Source organism: Candidatus Pelagibacter communis, from assembly GCF_001179845.1.
Classification (GTDB): domain Bacteria; phylum Pseudomonadota; class Alphaproteobacteria; order Pelagibacterales; family Pelagibacteraceae; genus Pelagibacter; species Pelagibacter ubique_Q.
The window spans coordinates 13311-29907 of record NZ_CVSB01000011.1 but is presented as its reverse complement, the minus strand read 5'-3'; the positions used below and the strand labels follow the sequence as shown (position 1 = coordinate 29907).

The window sequence follows — 16597 nt, the reverse complement described above, 5'->3', positions numbered from 1 at the left end:
ATAGTTATATTATTTTATTAATGGCTTTAACAGCAATACCAGTTGGTTTTGTTGCAGGATTATTTGGTATTGGCGGAGGGTTAATAACTGTTCCCTTTTTATATTTTATTTTTGGTTCTTTAGAAATTGATCCTCAATATGTTATGCACCTTGCTGTAGGAACTTCCTTTGCAATTATAATACCAACTTCTACAGTTTCAGTTTTAACACATCATAAATTTAAAGCAGTTGATTTTGATATTGTTAAGAATTACGGTCTGTTTGTTATACTAGGAGTTATTGTTGGTACTGCTTTTGCAGCTTCTTTAAAAACTAAATCCTTAGTTTTATTTTTTTCTATAATGATTTTATTTTTAGGAATTTACTTACTTTTAATAAAAGAAAAAGAACAAAACATAATTGTCAAAATGAAATTACATTTAAAAGTAATTCTTGGTTTTATTGTTGGATTTATATCTGCTCCTATGGGTATAGGGGGAGCCGTAATGAATGTACCTATCCTTAAGTTTTTTGGTTATTCAATTAATAAAGCAATAGGAAGTGCAGCAGCTATAGGTTTTTTAATTGCTTTATTTGGAGCAATAGGTTTTTTAATTTCAGGAAATTATTTAAACTCAAGTCTTCCACTAAGTATTGGTTTTATAAATATCCCTGCTTTTTTAATTTTCATACCCATTACAACTTTTATGGCAAGGTTAGGAGCTAAAACAGTTCATAGTATTGATAAGAATAAAATTAGTAAGTTTTTTGGAATTTTTCTTTTAGTTGTTTCGATTAAATTTTTTTACGAATACTTAAAATTATAGATAGCAAAAAAAAGAGGTGACTTCAGTCTCCCTCCATCACCTCACAAATTTAAATTAAGTGATTCTTTGCATTTTTATGAACACTTAATAGTTGAAAATGTACTTTATCAACTAATATAAGTACTAACAATTTAAAGTTGTATTTAGATTTTTGAAAAACTCAATTTAACCACACACAATATTTAGGGTTTAAATTGAAATTGATAATTTAAATCATGGTTTCAATAAAAGATATTAATAAAAAAATTAAAAAAAATTTATTTGATCCATTAAATAAACCAAAAAATAAATTCTCTTCATTTCTAGAGAATATCAAAAAAAATAAAGTTAAAAAAGATTTAGCATTACAAAAAAAATTAGAAAAAGAAAAAAAAAGAGAATTAATTTTAGAAAAAAAATTAGCAAAAAAAGCTAAACAAGACGAATTAAAAGAGGAAAGAAAAAAACTTCTTTTTCAAAAAAAATTAATCATTGAAAATGAAAAGCAAGAAAAAAAGAATGAAGACAAAAGACAAAAAATAGAAGCTCAGAGAATTAAAATAGAGCAGAAAAAAATAAAAGACGAAGAAACAAGAAAACTTAGAGAAGAAGCAAGAAAGCTTAAACAGGAAGATTTAAGACTGAAGATGTTAGAGAGACAAAGAATTAGAGAAGAAAAATTTAAAATTAAAGAAGAGGAATTAAAAAATAAAGAAATTGAAGCTCAAAAAAAAAGAGATGAAAAAGAAAAAGAAAGACAAGAAAAAATAAGATTAAAAGAAATTGAAAGGAAAAATAGACTTGAGGAAGAACAAAGATTAAGAGAGGCAGCTAGAAAGTTAAAATATGAGCAAGAAAAACTTAAAGAAATGGAAGAAAGATTAAGAGATCTAGAAACTGAAAGACAGCAAGAAATTCAAAGACAAATTTTAAAAGAAGAGGCTGAGCAAAGAGCCAAGGAAGAGGAATTAAGAATTAAAGAAAAAGAACTCAAAGAAGCTGAACGTGAAAGAATAAATAAGGAAAATGAAAGACGTCAAAGAGAAAGAGAATTAAAGATAGAAGAGGAAAGACAAAAAAGAATTGAAGAAGAAAATGAAAGAATTCGACTAACTGAAATAGCTGAAAAAGAGAGAATTGAAGAGGAAGATAGGCGAATAAAAGAATGGGAAAAAAAATTTGATGAAGAGCAAAGGTTAAAAGAAGAGGAATTAGTTAGAAAATTTTACAGTGATGAAATTCCTAAACCAGAAAACAAACAAACTGATGATAATTTAGAAAATAAAGTTGATGAAAATAATTCTAAAAATTAATTTTTTAGACCAGCGAAATCAAAGATTTTTTTCACAATATAATGAAGCAAATTTTGTGGATTCTATTATATCTTCAGGTTTTTGTCTGAATATTTCGTTGATTTGATCATCAGTAAATTTCTCATTTAGTTTTTTTAAAGTACACAAACAATAAGATTTTGCTTTTTCTGGACCAATATACTGTTTTGAGTTCCCATAGCAGCCTATATAAATTTGTTGTTCAATTTCAGGGTTAAAACTTAGAACTTTTGAGCTTAAAAATAAAAAAAAAATTAATAAAATATTAAATTTTTTGATCATACTCACCGATTTTTCCAGTCTCTCTTAGTAACTCATCAATGAAATCAAAAATTTTTTTCTTTCTTTCATTAGAAGTGGGGCTTTCAGTTACAATTACTAGTGATGGCTTATTTGATGATGCTCTTATAAGCCCCCAAGAACCATCCTCGAATGAAAACCTAACTCCATTAACTGTTAAAATATCATTAATAACTTGACCATCTATTTTAGTTTTGTTTTCTTTTAAATTTTTAATTTGCTTAACTAGCTCTTCGACAACAATATATTTCTCTTCATCTTTGCAAAAAGGCGCCATTGTTGGTGTTTGAAATGTAATTGGTAATTCATTAATAATTTCACTCATTTTTTTATTTTGATTATCTAATAAGTGACACACTTGAATTGCTGAATTGATACCATCATCATACCCAAAACCTAATGGCTGATTGAAAAAAAAATGACCACTTTTTTCAAATCCTGCTAATGCTTTTTCAGTGTTTACTTTCCTTTTAATGTGAGAATGACCTGTTTTCCAATAAATTGTTTCACAATTGTTTTTAATTAATATTGCATCTTTTGAATATAAACCTGTTGATTTTACATCTACAACAAATTTAGAATTTTTATGTTTATTTGATAGATTTCTAGCTATCAGAAGACCTATTTTATCGGAAAATATTTCATTACCTTTGTCATCAATAACACCAACCCTATCTCCATCACCATCAAATCCAAAACCTATATCAGCATTGTTTTTTTTAACTACTTTTGCTATTTCATGAAGCATTTCTAGATCTTCTGGATTTGGATTGTATTTAGGAAAATTCCAATCTAGATTACAATCTAATTCTATTACCTCACATCCAATACCTCTTAGAATATCTGGGGCAAAAACACCTGCTGTTCCATTTCCACAAGCTACCACAGCTTTTATTTTTTTCTTAATTTTATTTTTACTAATTAGATCTTTTTTATAAATTTTATCAAAATCTTTTATTTGTTTCTCATTACCTTCACCTTGTGTAAATTTTTCATTTAAGGTAATTTCCTTCAATTCCTTCATTTCTTCAGGTGCATGAGTTAGTCCTTTTGCAATTCCCATTTTCACACCAGTCCAGCCATTTTCATTATGACTTGCTGTGACCATAGCAACTGCATCTGCATCTAAATTAAATTGTGCAAAATAAACCATTGGAGATAACGACAAACCAACATCTTCTATATTGCATCCTGTAGACAATAATCCTTTTTTGAGAGCTGTTTTTATTTCCTCGCTATAAGAACGATAATCATGACCTACTATGACATTAGGATTTTCTTTTTTAGTATGTATTTTTATCTGTGTTCCAAGCCCTTTTCCAAGATTCTCTATTCCGGATTGATTTATATCTTTCTCATACAACCATCGGGCGTCATATTCTCTAAAACCATAGGGATCTATTTTTATATTTTGACTCATTATTTATTTACTTACTGTTTATTATGTTAATTTCTTGAAAAATTTTTTATTTTTTTATTGATTATCATATTGTCGCGTTCTATAAATGTTCTGTTGTTTAAATGATTATATAGTATATTTACAACAAACGCCTACAACATATAGTTGTTTTCGTACTAATAACAAAATATATTAAACTTTTATGAATAAGATTCTTTCTCAAGCACTCAAAAAAGCTGTCTCTGAATATAACCCTCAGGTTAAAGAAGTTTCTAAAATAAATAAGCCTGATCTTTTCTCATTAAATAATGAAACAGAATTATTTCAAAATGATAAAGGAATTATAATTAAAATTGATCGTTCAAAAGATGCAAATCTTACAGACTTCGGTAAAGCAACTTTAAAAGACAGATACTTAGGTTTAAACGAATCTTACCAAGATTTATTTGCAAGAGTAGCAAGCACTTATGCAGATGATAATTTACACGCACAAAGAATTTATAATTATATAAGCAATCTTTGGTTTATGCCAGCGACTCCAGTTTTATCAAATGGAGGTACAAAAAGAGGATTACCTATTTCATGTTTTTTAAATGAGGCATCTGATAGCTTAGGAGGCATTCTTGATTTATGGAGTGAGAATGTTTGGTTAGCAGCGAAGGGTGGAGGAATTGGAAGTTACTGGGGCAACTTAAGATCAATTGGTGAAAAAATAGGAAGAGTTGGAAAAACTTCTGGAATAATTCCTTTTATAAAAGTTATGGACTCTTTAACTATGGCTATCAGCCAAGGATCATTAAGAAGAGGTTCTGCAGCATGTTATCTTCCAATTGATCATCCTGAAATAGAAGAGTTTATTGAAATGAGAAGACCTACTGGTGGTGATCCAAATAGAAAAGCATTAAATTTACATCATGGTGTTTTAGTTTCTGATGCGTTTATGAGAGCAGTAGAAACCGATGAACAGTGGGCATTAAAGAGTCCAGCAGATGGTAGTGTTCAACAAACTATTTCTGCAAGAAATTTATGGATAAGATTATTAACTGCAAGAATTGAAACAGGTGAGCCATATATAATTTACATTGATACGGTTAACAGACAAATTCCTCAACATCATAAGTTAGCAAACCTAACAGTTAAAACTTCTAATTTATGTAGCGAAATAACTTTACCAACAGGAATTGATAAAGATGGAAGAGATAGAACAGCAGTATGTTGTTTGTCTTCGTTAAACTTAGAAAAATATGATGAGTGGAAAGATGATCCAGACATGATTGGCGATGTGATGAGATTTTTAGATAACGTTTTATCTGATTTCATTAATAAAGCACCAGATCAATTTAAAGATGCAAAATATTCTGCTGAAAGAGAAAGAAGTGTTGGATTAGGTGTAATGGGCTTTCATTCTTTTTTACAAAAAAATAGAATTCCACTTGAGTCAGTAATGGCAAAGTCATGGAATAAAAAAATATTTAAAAATATTCATGAAAAAGTTAATCAAGCTTCTAAAGATTTGGCTGAAGAGAGAGGGGCATGTCCAGATGCAGCAGAGTATGGTTACAAAGAAAGATTTTCTAACAAGACAGCGATAGCTCCAACTGCTTCAATTTCTATTATTTGTGGAGGTGCATCTCCTGGAGTAGAGCCAGTTGCTGCAAACAGTTACACACACAAAACTCTTTCTGGATCATTTAATGTTAGAAATAGATACTTAGAAGAAATCCTTCAATCACATGGAAAAAATGATGAAGAAACATGGTCTAGTATTACTACAAATCAAGGATCTGTTAATCATCTAGATTTCCTTACTGATTTAGAAAAAGATGTATTCAAAACTGCATTTGAGCTGAACCAAAATTGGATAATTGAATTAAGTGGTGACAGAACACCATTTATTTCACAGGCACAGTCAGTAAATCTATTTTTACCAGCAGATGTTCATAAGAAAGAATTACACAAAATTCATTTTGATGCCTGGAAAAAAGGCTTAAAGAGCCTTTATTACTGTAGATCAAAATCAATTCAAAGGGCTGAGAATGTTAATGATTCAAAATCAACTGATATCTTGGCAAATGTTTACAAAAATAAATCAAACGAAAGTCAAGAACAAGAGTACGAGGAGTGTTTATCATGTCAGTAGCGGAAAATATAAATAAAGAAGCAGTTCAACCAAAAAAAAATAACAATGGTTTGTTAGTAGCCAACCCAGTTTATAAACCATTTAGATATCCTTGGTGCTATGATGCTTGGTTAACACAACAAAGAATTCACTGGTTACCTGAAGAAGTCCCATTAGGTGATGATGTAAGAGACTGGCAAAAAAATCTTAGCCCATCTGAAAAAAATTTATTAACTCAGATTTTTAGATTTTTCACTCAGGCTGATGTTGAAGTAAGTAATTGTTACATTAGACATTACATGAATGTTTTTAAACCAACAGAAGTTTTAATGATGATGTCATCTTTTGCTTCTATGGAAACAGTACACATTGCAGCTTACTCACATTTATTAGATACAATTGGAATGCCAGAGTCTGAATATTCAGCTTTCATGAAATATAAAGAAATGAAAGATAAGTATGATTATATGCAAGGCTTTGATGTTAAATCTAATCATGACATTGCAAAAACAATAGCTGTGTTTAGTGCGTTTACAGAAGGTCTACAGTTGTTTGCAAGTTTTGCAATTTTATTAAATTTCCCAAGACACAACAAAATGAAGGGAATGGGGCAGATCGTTACTTGGTCTGTAAGAGATGAAACATTGCATTGCAACTCAATGATCAGATTGTTTAAAGATTTCATCAAAGAAAATCCTGAAACATGGACTCCACAATTAAAAAAAGAAATTTATGAAGCTTGCAGAACGATAGTCGAACATGAGGATGCATTTATAGATTTAGCGTTTCAAATGGGTCCAATGGAAGGATTAACGGCTGAGGATGTTAAAAAATATATTCGTTTCATTGCAAACAGAAGATTAAGTCAGTTAGGTTTAGAGGGCATTTATGATATTGAAAAAAATCCTTTAACTTGGCTTGATACAATGCTTAATGCTGTTGAGCACATGAACTTCTTTGAAGGTCGTGCAACAGAATATTCAAAAGCGTCAACGCAAGGAACGTGGGCAGAAGCTTTTAGTTAAAACCTCTTTAACTTCTGTTTTTTCAAAAAAATCATAATATAATCCCGATATTAAAGATTATTTTATGATGCATAATTTTGGATTAGTTGTTATAGGTGCACATTTTGGTGTTTGGCTTAAAGACCAAATAAATTCCGTAAATAATGAAAAAATTTTGCTGGTTGAACCAGTTCCATACAATTACAATAGACTTAAAGAAGATTTTAAAAATAATAAAAATATCCATATATGCACAAATGCTGTTTTTTCTGAAAATAAAATAAGAAAATTTTATTATGTAAATGAAAATTCAATTCCTAAACTTGGAAAACATTGGGCTAGTGGCATAGGTTCTTTTAATAAAAATCATATTTTAGAGCATAAAACCAAAAGATTTAAAATTGAAGATCATGATATTGTAGAAATTGATATTGAATTTATTACATTTGATAGTTTGATTAAAAAATATTTAATTAAATCAATAGATAGGCTTCAAATTGATGTAGAGGGAGCTGAGTATGAAATTTTAAAATCAATTGATTTCAAGGCCATAGAAATTAAATCAATTCAATTTGAGTCAAAACACTTTGATGGTACTTTTAAAGAGGGGCCAAAATTAGAAGAAATAAAGCAAAAACTTAAATCTGAAGGATATAATCTTAATCAAATTGATAATGAAAATATCATTGCCAATAAATGATTATCTATAATTTAATTCCATAACTTTACGATGCTTGCTTCCTTTGTATTTCGCCAAAGGTCGTATCAGTTTGTTTGCTGCATGTTGTTCCATTATGTGTGCTGACCATCCTGTAATTCTCGATATTACAAATATAGGTGTAAAGAAATCAGTATCAAAACCCATTAGATGGTAAGTAGGTCCTGTTGGATAGTCAACATTGGGATGAATATTTTTTTCTTTAATCATTACTTTTTCTACAATGTCATAAATTTTTTCAAATTTTTTGTCTTTTTTAATTTTTGCAACCTTACCAAAATATTCTCTCATTGTTGGCACCCTAGAATCTCCTGATTTATAAACTCTGTGACCAAATCCCATAACAACTTCTTTATTTTTCAGAGCGTTGTTTATCCATTTGAGTGCATTTTCTGGTTTTTTAATTTTATTCATCATATGCATTACTTCTTCATTGGCTCCACCATGTAAGGGACCTTTTAAGCTAGCAATGGCGCCAGTAATTGCCCCATGAATGTCAGATAAGCTACTAGTAATTGTTCTTGCAGTAAATGTTGAAACATTAAAACTGTGTTCAGCATACAAAATTAAAGACACATCAAAAGCTTTAACTATTTCTTTTTGCGGAACTTTACCAAAACACATATAAAAAAAGTTTTCAGCAAAAGTTAATGTTTTTTTAGGTTTAATTATTTTTTTACCTTTTCTTATTCTATAAAAAGCAGCTAAGGCAGTTGGAGTTTTTGCAAAAATTCTTAAAGCTTTTCTCATATTCGCCTCTGGTGAAGAGTCTGTAGTTTCTTTATCCTCTAAACCCATTACACTCACAGCCGTTCTTGCAACATCCATTGGATGTGATTTTTTTGGCATGTGTTTGATTATTTCATATAAATTTTTTGTTAGCTCTCTGTTGTTTCTCTCTTCTTTTTCAAATTGTCTAAGTTGGATAGTATTGGGTAGATCCTTATTGAGAATTAGATATGCAACTTCTTCAAATCTACAGTATTCACATAAATCTTGAGCCGCATATCCTCTATAAGTAAGAGAATTTATTTCTGGCATTACTTTTGAAACTTCTGTTTCATCTACAACAATACCTAGTAAGCCTTTTTTAATATCATCACTCATTATTCATGTCCTTCCGTACTAAAATTATAAATTTTTTCATCCAGTGAATTGTATTTTTCATAATCTACTAATTCGTAAAGTCTTTTTCTAGTTTGCATTTTATCAATAATATTATTTTGATGTCCATTTACATAAATGTCTCTCAATCCATCTTCGACATTTTTCATGGCTAATCTTTGTGAAGTTACTGGATAAATAACAATATTGTATCCAAAATTTTCTAATTCTTTGTAATTAAATAATTTCGACTTACCAAATTCAGTCATGTTTGCTAATAGATAACCTGATAAATTTTTACGAACTTTTTCAAAATCTTTTTCATCTTTAAGAGCTTCTGGAAATATTATTTCAGCACCAGCATCAATATAGGCTTTGCATCTTTCAATCATTTTATCGATACCCTCTACACTTTTAGCGTCTGAACGTGAGATAATTTTAAAATTTTGATCTTTTTTTGCGGCAACACATTCTTTAATTTTTTTAACCATAGCATCAGTTGAAATAAGTTCTTTATTATCAAGATGCCCACATCTTTTTCTTTCAATTTGATCTTCTAAATGAACTCCTGTAATTCCAAATTCTTCAAATGTTTCTATGGTCTCTTTGCATGATTTAAATCCCGTATCTATATCAACTATTGTTGGAAGATTAGTTACTCTCGAAATCAGATATGATCTTGTGCTAACATCTTGAAGTGTAGTTAAGCCAATATCTGGAAAACCAAGATCATTAGCCATTACTCCACCAGATACATAAACTGCATCATAACCAATTTCCTCAATTAATTTTGCTGTCAATGGATTATATGCACCTGGAACTCGTAATATTTTATTTGATTTTAATTTCTGGTCAAAATCTAATCTCTTTTGACATGGTTCTTTTTCTACAAAATGCATTAAAAAATTCCTTTTTTATTATTTCGTTTTAATTTGTTTTTTTTAACTTCAATATTCAATTTATGAAGTTGACCAGGTTTTAAATTTTTTAAGTTTTGTACTGTTTTTAAAAAATGATCACTCTCTTTTTTGTCTAAAATGCCATTAGTTAAAGTTAAAAATTTATTTATATAATTTTCTCTCTTAAATGGTCTAGCACCATATGGATGCGCGTCTGCTCTATCTAGTTTTTCCGTTACTTTTTTTCCATTATTAAGTGTCACAACCACTTTAGCTCCAAAAGATTTATTTTTTGGATTAGGGTCATGATATTTCTTTGTCCATTTTTTATCTTCATATGTTTTGATTGATCTCCAAATCTTAATGGTACTTTTTCTATTAGCTCTAGCTTTTGTATATGATTTGACATGATGCCAATCTCCATCTTCTAATGCTACAGCAAATATATACATTATAGAATGATCCAATGTTTCTCTGCTAGCATTTGGATCCATTTTTTGAGGGTCATTAGCACCTGTTCCGATTACATAATGAGTGTGATGACTTGTAAATATATCTATTTTTTTAATTAGATTTAAATTAGGGATTTTTGTTTTTAGTTTTTTAGCTAAATCTATTAATGCTTGTGATTGATATTCTGCAGAATATTCTTTTGTATATGTCTCTAAAATAGCTTTTTTACTCTCACCTTTTTTTGGTAATGGGACTCTGTATTTAGCTTTTTTACCATCTAGTATTCTTGCAATTACACTGTCTTCCCCTTCATAAATTGGACTAGGAGCTCCTTCACCACGCATAGTTCTATCTACAGCTTCGATAGCAAGCTTGCCTGCGTGTGCTGGAGCATAAGCTTTCCAACTTGAAATTTCTCCTTTTCTAGATTGTCTAGTAGATATTGTTGTGTGTAATGCTTGTTGTACAGCTTGATAAATAGTTTCAGTATTTAATTTTAACATTGTTCCTAATCCAGCAGCTACACTAGGCCCTAAATGAGCAATGTGATCAACTTTATGTTTGTGCAAACAAATACCTTTAACTAAATTTACCTGAACTTCATATGCAGTAATTATTCCCCTTAATAAATCTAATCCACTTTTTTTATTTTGTTGCGCAACACTTATTAGTGGAGGAATGTTGTCACCTGGATGACTATAATCAGCAGCTAAAAAAGTATCATGAAAATCTAATTCTCTAACAGCTGTTCCGTTTGACCATGCTGCCCATTCACAATCAAATTTTAGTTTTGAGTTTACGCCAAATATAGTAGCGCCATTTTTTCTAGAATGCCTTAATGCCATCTCTCTAGATGAGATTACTGGCTTTCTATTTAATGAAGCAATAGCAACTGATGCGTTATCAATTATTCTATTGATAACCATTTCAATAGCATCTTTATCTAACTTAGCATTATCGCTGGCTATCTCAGCAATTTTCCATGCAAGTTGTTTCTTCTTTGGAAGATTAATTTTTGACGGATATACTTTAACTGTATGTAATAACAAAATAACTCCTAAGTTGTGATTTTGTTTTAATAGTTAAAATAAATTAATCAATATTAAAGATATTCAGATACTATTTTCTCAATTCCTACAAAGTCTTTTATAATGTGATTATGATAAATATCCTCAGATCTTTTTTCTGTATATCCATATTTTAGTAATATTATTGGAATTTCAGCGGCCTTAGCAGCATTTGCATCTGTTTCACTGTCACCAATCATCAATGATTTATTTTTATCACCATCTAATATTTCTATAGTAGTTGTTAAATGTCGAGGGTCTGGTTTGCAATATTCAAAAGTATTATAACCAGCAACATATTCAAAATAATCATAAATCCCAATTTTTTTTAAAAGATCAACTGCCAAGTGTTCAGTTTTATTAGTACATACTGCCATAGAAATATTTTCATTTTTGCACCAATTTAAAAATTCCTTTACACCTTTGATTAATTTACTTTCATGTAAAATATTTTTTCCATAATAAGATAAAAATTCATCAGTCATTTCATTTTGAATTTTTTCATCAAACCATTTCCATTGACCATTAGCCTTTGCCATCATAGCTTTTGCTCCTTTGCCAACAGCATTTTTTAATTCTCCTAAAGTTTTTGTAGGATATCCAAATTTTTTCATTACATGATTATGGGCGCGGATTAAATCTGGAGCGGTGTCCACTAATGTACCATCTAAATCAAATAAAATTGTAAATTTTTGTTTCATTTTTAAAGTATTTTAAAGAAATAAATTGTGAATTAATCAAAACATATTCTTAATATAAATCAATTCTAAATGGAAGTTTTAAATCAAAAAAAACTTAGAGAGAAATTTATAAAATCAGGAGTTAAGATGATAGGCCCTGAAACTATTTTTTTTTCAAAAGATACCAAGATTGGAAGTAATGTAACTATAGAACCTTTTGTTGTTATTGGATCTAAAGTTAAAATTGGGAATAATGTAATTGTGAAATCTTTTTCACATTTAGAGTCGTGTAAAATTGAAAACAAAGTTGAGATTGGTCCATATGCCAGAATAAGACCTGATACAATTTTAAAAGAAGGATCTAAAGTAGGCAATTTTGTTGAGATTAAAAAAAGTACTTTAGGAAATAAATCTAAAGTTAACCATTTGTCTTATGTAGGAGATGCTCAAATTGGAAAATCAGTAAATATAGGCGCAGGCACAATTACTTGTAATTATGATGGGATAAATAAAAATAAGACAAAAATTAAAGATAAAGCATTTATAGGCTCAAACTCTTCTTTAGTTGCTCCAATTACTATAAATAAAAATAGCATTGTTGGAGCCGGATCAGTAATAACAAAGAACGTTAATAAAAAATCTTTAGCACTAACAAGATCGCCACAATTAGAAGTTAAGAATTACAAAAGAAAGAAAAAATAATTTATGTGTGGAATTATTGGAATATCAAGTAACAAACCTGTTTCTGCAAATATAATTAATTCATTAAAAAAATTAGAGTACAGAGGATATGATTCAGCAGGTTTAGCTACTCTTTCAGATGGTCAAATTAACGAAGTAAAATCAGAAGGTAGGGTTGATAATTTAGAAAATAATTTTGATTTAAAAAACTTAAGAGGAAATATTGGTATTGGGCACGTAAGATGGGCCACTCATGGAATTCCAAATAGTTTAAATGCACACCCTCATTCCTCCCACAATGTGTCAGTAGTTCACAATGGAATTATTGAAAATTCTACAATATTAAAAAAACATTTAATAAACAAAGGTCACAAATTTAAATCACAGACAGATACAGAAGTAATTGTTCATTTAATAACAGAAAATTTAAAGACTTCTGAATTAGAAGAAGCTATCACAAAAACGTTAAAACAACTTCATGGTAGCTTTGCTCTAGGAATTGTTTTTAAAGATATGCCAGATTTAATAGTTGGTGCCAGAAGAGGATCACCCTTAGCTGTTGGTTATGGTCCAAATGAAAACTATCTAGGATCAGATTCTTATGCTTTAAAGTCTATGACAAATAAAATTACTTATCTTGATGATGGTGAATTTTGCATTGTTAAAAAAGATCAAGTTCTTTTTTTCAATGAAGAAGGAAAAAAAGTTAATAAAAAAATATTAGAACTATCATCAGATCAAGCAAATTACGACAAAGGTGACTTTAAACATTTCATGGCAAAAGAAATTGAAGAACAACCGACTACAATTAAAACTGGGATTAAAGAATACGTAGATAATTTAAATAAAGATATAAATATCTTCAATTTTCCATGGAAAATTAAAGATATTAAATCAATAACTTTAGTAGGATGTGGAACAGCATATCATTCATGCTTGATGGCAAAATATTGGTTTGAAGAATTAACAACTTTAGATGTTAACATAGATATAGCCTCCGAATTTAGATATAGAAAAAATAGATTTAAAAATGACAGTTTATATATCTTTGTTTCTCAATCTGGAGAAACAGCTGATACATATGCAGCCCTAGATCTTTGTAATAAAAATAAGATGAAAACATGCGCTGTTGTTAATGTAATCGAAAGCTCAATAGCAAGAGATTCTAATTTTGTTTTACCAATTCATTGTGGTCCTGAAATAGGAGTAGCATCGACAAAAGCATTTCTAGGTCAAATACTTGTTTTATATATTTTAGCTTTAAAACTTGGATCATTAAGAAAGGAAATTGAAAAAAAAGAATATCAAGAAAAGATTAAAGATCTGAAAGCTTTGCCTGGCTTAATAGAGAAAACACTGCTTCATGATAATGATATCCAGGCAATATCCTCTACATTTAACGAAGCAAAGGGTTCAATGTTTTTAGGAAGAGGGTATTCATATCCAATAGCTTTAGAAGGTGCATTAAAACTTAAAGAACTTTCATATGTTCATGCTGAAGGATATCCAGCGGGGGAAATGAAGCATGGACCTTTAGCTTTAATAGAAGAGGGCATGCCAGTAGTTGTTTTGGCACCTAGAGATAATTATTATAAAAAAACAATTTCAAACATGCAGGAAGTTATTGCTAGAGGAGCAAAAGTATTATTGATAACAAATAAAAGCAAAGATGAAGTTGTTTCAGAAAATATTTGGGAAACTATTGAGGTTGAGAATACAAATGATGACTTGCTTCCATTCCTTTTGACTATTCCACTTCAAAAACTTGCTTATTACTCTGCTCTTAAAAAAGGTTACGATATTGATAAGCCTAGAAATTTAGCTAAATCTGTCACTGTTGAATAAACTTTAAACTCTGTTAAAACACCCTTAGGTTGAATATGAAAAGTTGGAAAAAAAATAGTTGGAGAAAATATCCTGTAAAACATATTCCAGAATATCCAGACAAAAAAGAACTGGATAAAGTTTTGGATAAGATAGGAACATTTCCTCCGTTAGTATTTGCTGGAGAAACAAGACACCTTAAAAGTCAGTTAGCTGATGTTGTAGATGGAAAAGCATTTTTACTTCAGGGTGGAGATTGTGCTGAGAGTTTTGCAGAATTTAATCCAGATAATATAAGAGACACTTTTAAACTAATATTGCAAATGTCATTAGTCTTAACTTACTCAGCTTCATTACCAGTAGTAAAAGTTGGAAGAATAGCTGGTCAATTTTCAAAACCTAGAAGTGCTCCAACAGAAATAAAAGATGGGGTAGAGCTTCCAAGTTATTTAGGCGACAACATAAATGCTATGGAATTTACTGAAAAAGCAAGAGTTCCAGATCCAAAAAGATTATTTAAAGCGTACTCACAATCAGCTGCAACTTTAAACCTCATAAGAGCTTTCTGTCATGGAGGTTTTGCAGATCTTAAGAATGTTCATAATTGGAATTTAGGTTTTATTAAAAATTCACCTGAGTTAAAAAGATTTAAAGAATTAGAAGATAATATCGCAAATGCACTAGCTTTCATGGATGCATGTGGAATTAATTCAGATTTTAACAGAAGATTAAAAACTGTTAACTTCTGGACATCTCATGAAGCTTTACTTCTCCCTTTTGAAGAAACAATGACAAGAACAGACTCTACAACAGGAGAAAATCATGACACATCTGCTCACTTTGTTTGGATTGGAGATAGAACAAGGCAACTAGATGGAGGTCATGTTGAGTTTTGTAGAGGTATAGAAAATCCAATAGGGATTAAATGTGGTCCTACCTTAAAGTCTGATGATTTAATTGATCTTTGTAATAGAATAAACCCTAAAAATGAAAAAGGTAAAATCACACTAATATCAAGATTTGGTGCAGATAATGTTGCAAAATTTTTACCAAAATTAATTAGGGCAATAAAAAAAGAAGGTTTAAATGTAATTTGGTCGTGTGATCCTTGTCATGGAAATACAGTAAAAGCTGCTACAGGCTTTAAAACAAGACCATTTAACAGTGTGTTAAAAGAAGTTAAAAATGTTTTTGCATGTCACCAAAGCGAAGGAAGTTACGCTGGTGGTTTACATATAGAGTTGACTGGTCAAGATGTAACAGAGTGTATTGGTGGAGCACAAAAGATATCAGAAAAAGACTTATCATCAAGATATCACACGCATTGTGACCCAAGACTAAATGCAAACCAAGCTCTAGAATTAGCTTTCTTGATTTCAGATGAGATTAAAAAGAATAGCTCTTATTCTAAAAACGCAGATAGAGCGGCATCTTAAGACATTGTAAAATTTTAAATATCTAATACTTTAAAATCATGAATACTTCAGAAAAAGTAAATTTTATTTCTAATTGGATTAAAGATTATGTAGACAATATGCCAAGTAAAGCAGAGTCATTGGTTATAGGAATTTCTGGAGGAATAGATTCGTCAGTTTCTAGTACATTAAGCGCAATGACTGGTTTAAAAACAATTGTTTTGTCTATGCCAATCAAACAAAAGTCACATCAACATGATTTAAGTTTAAAACATCAAGAGTGGTTAGTTAAAAATTTTAAAAATGTAGAAGCTCATACAATTAATTTAGATGAATTGTTTTTAGCGTTTAGTTCCAGTTTATCCAAATTTGATAATGAGCACGGTATGGCAAATTCTAGAGCTAGATTGAGAATGACAACGCTTTATCAAGTTGCCGCAGCGAATAGAGGGATAGTAGTTGGAACTGGAAATAAAGTTGAAGATTTTGGTGTTGGGTTTTACACGAAATACGGAGATGGTGGGGTAGATATATCTCCTATAGCTGATTGTAATAAAACTGAAGTTTGGGAACTTGGAAAAGAGCTTGGAATTTTAAAAGAAATTATAGATGCAGCTCCTACTGATGGTTTATGGGACGATGGAAGAACGGATGAAGGTCAACTTGGACTAAAATATGAAGAATTAGAAGAAGCTATGGACAATCCTAATTCAGCTAATCGAGCTAAATACGAAACTATTAGAAAACAAAATTTGCATAAAATGGAGCCAATTCCTGTATGCAAAATTCCAAATTAATCAAATAGATTCACAAATCTA

At 29.9% G+C, this 16597-nt stretch carries 15 protein-coding genes; 9 read left to right on the top strand and 6 right to left on the bottom strand.

Annotated elements, in window-relative coordinates; genetic code table 11:
* Positions 1–20: 20 nt before the first annotated feature.
* The gene (locus AMN81_RS00615; RefSeq protein ID WP_072090221.1) at positions 21–806 is read left to right on the top strand and encodes a sulfite exporter TauE/SafE family protein; all 786 of its coding nucleotides are present in this window, start codon (positions 21–23) and stop codon (positions 804–806) included.
* A 215-nt stretch (positions 807–1021) separates the two neighbouring features.
* Positions 1022–2098 carry a coiled-coil domain-containing protein gene (locus tag AMN81_RS06340; protein ID WP_143312046.1) on the top strand — a complete coding sequence of 359 codons (1077 nt, stop codon included), beginning with the start codon at positions 1022–1024 and terminating at the stop codon, positions 2096–2098.
* 18 nt (positions 2099–2116) lie between these two features.
* Here the strand turns inward: AMN81_RS06340 and AMN81_RS00600 are convergent, their stop codons facing one another.
* On the bottom strand, positions 2117–2398 hold the full coding sequence (locus AMN81_RS00600; protein WP_072090219.1) for a hypothetical protein: 282 nt from the start codon (positions 2396–2398) through the stop codon (positions 2117–2119).
* Positions 2382–3836 (bottom strand): phosphomannomutase/phosphoglucomutase, encoded by a 1455-nt coding sequence (locus tag AMN81_RS00595; RefSeq protein WP_072090218.1) that lies wholly within the window; start codon positions 3834–3836, stop codon positions 2382–2384. Before AMN81_RS00595 ends, AMN81_RS00600 begins: the two co-directional genes overlap by 17 nt.
* A 181-nt stretch (positions 3837–4017) precedes the next feature.
* On the opposite strand from AMN81_RS00595, the gene AMN81_RS00590 reads away from it, so the two are divergent.
* From AMN81_RS00590 to AMN81_RS00580, 3 genes are all read left to right on the top strand, one after another.
* A complete protein-coding gene (locus tag AMN81_RS00590) occupies positions 4018–5955 on the top strand; it encodes a ribonucleoside-diphosphate reductase subunit alpha (protein WP_023855100.1) in 1938 nt (645 codons plus the stop codon).
* Entirely contained in the window at positions 5946–6959 is a 1014-nt protein-coding gene (locus AMN81_RS00585) for a ribonucleotide-diphosphate reductase subunit beta (RefSeq protein WP_072090217.1), read from the top strand. The genes AMN81_RS00590 and AMN81_RS00585 overlap by 10 nt, the downstream gene beginning before the upstream one ends.
* A gap of 64 nt (positions 6960–7023) precedes the next feature.
* Positions 7024–7638, top strand: a complete 615-nt coding sequence (locus AMN81_RS00580) for an FkbM family methyltransferase (protein ID WP_072090216.1) — start codon at positions 7024–7026, stop codon at positions 7636–7638.
* Here AMN81_RS00580 and AMN81_RS00575 read toward each other — a convergent pair whose 3' ends face one another.
* Genes AMN81_RS00575 through AMN81_RS00560 form a run of 4 tightly spaced genes read right to left on the bottom strand, consistent with a single transcriptional unit; the run spans position 7639 to position 11880 of the window.
* Positions 7639–8763, bottom strand: coding sequence for a bifunctional 2-methylcitrate synthase/citrate synthase (locus AMN81_RS00575; protein ID WP_072090215.1), 1125 nt, complete (start codon positions 8761–8763; stop codon positions 7639–7641). It abuts the gene before it with no gap.
* Entirely contained in the window at positions 8763–9659 is an 897-nt protein-coding gene (prpB, locus tag AMN81_RS00570; RefSeq protein ID WP_072090214.1) for a methylisocitrate lyase, read from the bottom strand. The genes AMN81_RS00575 and prpB overlap by 1 nt, the downstream gene beginning before the upstream one ends.
* Positions 9659–11161, bottom strand: coding sequence for an MmgE/PrpD family protein (locus AMN81_RS00565; protein WP_072090213.1), 1503 nt, complete (start codon positions 11159–11161; stop codon positions 9659–9661). Before AMN81_RS00565 ends, prpB begins: the two co-directional genes overlap by 1 nt.
* A 53-nt stretch (positions 11162–11214) precedes the next feature.
* The gene (locus tag AMN81_RS00560; protein ID WP_072090212.1) at positions 11215–11880 is read right to left on the bottom strand and encodes an HAD family hydrolase; all 666 of its coding nucleotides are present in this window, start codon (positions 11878–11880) and stop codon (positions 11215–11217) included.
* Positions 11881–11949: 69 nt separating this feature from the next.
* On the opposite strand from AMN81_RS00560, the gene AMN81_RS00555 reads away from it, so the two are divergent.
* Genes AMN81_RS00555 through nadE form a run of 4 tightly spaced genes read left to right on the top strand, consistent with a single transcriptional unit; the run spans position 11950 to position 16576 of the window.
* Complete coding sequence (locus AMN81_RS00555) at positions 11950–12561, top strand: DapH/DapD/GlmU-related protein (RefSeq protein WP_072090211.1); 612 nt, start codon at positions 11950–11952, stop codon at positions 12559–12561.
* Positions 12562–12564: 3 nt separating this feature from the next.
* Positions 12565–14385: a glutamine--fructose-6-phosphate transaminase (isomerizing) gene (gene glmS / locus AMN81_RS00550; protein ID WP_072090210.1), complete on the top strand. Its 1821-nt coding sequence runs from the start codon at positions 12565–12567 to the stop codon at positions 14383–14385.
* A gap of 35 nt (positions 14386–14420) precedes the next feature.
* Positions 14421–15800 (top strand): class II 3-deoxy-7-phosphoheptulonate synthase, encoded by a 1380-nt coding sequence (locus AMN81_RS00545; RefSeq protein WP_072090209.1) that lies wholly within the window; start codon positions 14421–14423, stop codon positions 15798–15800.
* A gap of 38 nt (positions 15801–15838) precedes the next feature.
* Positions 15839–16576 carry an NAD(+) synthase gene (gene nadE / locus AMN81_RS00540; protein WP_072090208.1) on the top strand — a complete coding sequence of 246 codons (738 nt, stop codon included), beginning with the start codon at positions 15839–15841 and terminating at the stop codon, positions 16574–16576.
* Positions 16577–16597: the final 21 nt, after the last annotated feature.

Excerpts from the sequence above, each read along its gene's own strand:
- AMN81_RS00600 (WP_072090219.1), bottom strand. The coding sequence starts at position 2,398 with ATGATCAAAAAATTTAATATTTTATTAATTTTTTTTTTATTTTTAAGC.
- AMN81_RS00560 (WP_072090212.1), bottom strand. The coding sequence starts at position 11,880 with ATGAAACAAAAATTTACAATTTTATTTGATTTAGATGGTACATTAGTG.
- AMN81_RS00555 (WP_072090211.1), top strand. The coding sequence starts at position 11,950 with ATGGAAGTTTTAAATCAAAAAAAACTTAGAGAGAAATTTATAAAATCA.
- AMN81_RS00590 (WP_023855100.1), top strand. The coding sequence starts at position 4,018 with ATGAATAAGATTCTTTCTCAAGCACTCAAAAAAGCTGTCTCTGAATAT.
- AMN81_RS00585 (WP_072090217.1), top strand. The coding sequence starts at position 5,946 with ATGTCAGTAGCGGAAAATATAAATAAAGAAGCAGTTCAACCAAAAAAA.
- AMN81_RS00595 (WP_072090218.1), bottom strand. The coding sequence starts at position 3,836 with ATGAGTCAAAATATAAAAATAGATCCCTATGGTTTTAGAGAATATGAC.
- AMN81_RS00545 (WP_072090209.1), top strand. The coding sequence starts at position 14,421 with ATGAAAAGTTGGAAAAAAAATAGTTGGAGAAAATATCCTGTAAAACAT.
- AMN81_RS06340 (WP_143312046.1), top strand. The coding sequence starts at position 1,022 with ATGGTTTCAATAAAAGATATTAATAAAAAAATTAAAAAAAATTTATTT.
- AMN81_RS00615 (WP_072090221.1), top strand. The coding sequence starts at position 21 with ATGGCTTTAACAGCAATACCAGTTGGTTTTGTTGCAGGATTATTTGGT.
- glmS (WP_072090210.1), top strand. The coding sequence starts at position 12,565 with ATGTGTGGAATTATTGGAATATCAAGTAACAAACCTGTTTCTGCAAAT.
- nadE (WP_072090208.1), top strand. The coding sequence starts at position 15,839 with ATGAATACTTCAGAAAAAGTAAATTTTATTTCTAATTGGATTAAAGAT.
- AMN81_RS00575 (WP_072090215.1), bottom strand. The coding sequence starts at position 8,763 with ATGAGTGATGATATTAAAAAAGGCTTACTAGGTATTGTTGTAGATGAA.
- AMN81_RS00580 (WP_072090216.1), top strand. The coding sequence starts at position 7,024 with ATGATGCATAATTTTGGATTAGTTGTTATAGGTGCACATTTTGGTGTT.
- prpB (WP_072090214.1), bottom strand. The coding sequence starts at position 9,659 with ATGCATTTTGTAGAAAAAGAACCATGTCAAAAGAGATTAGATTTTGAC.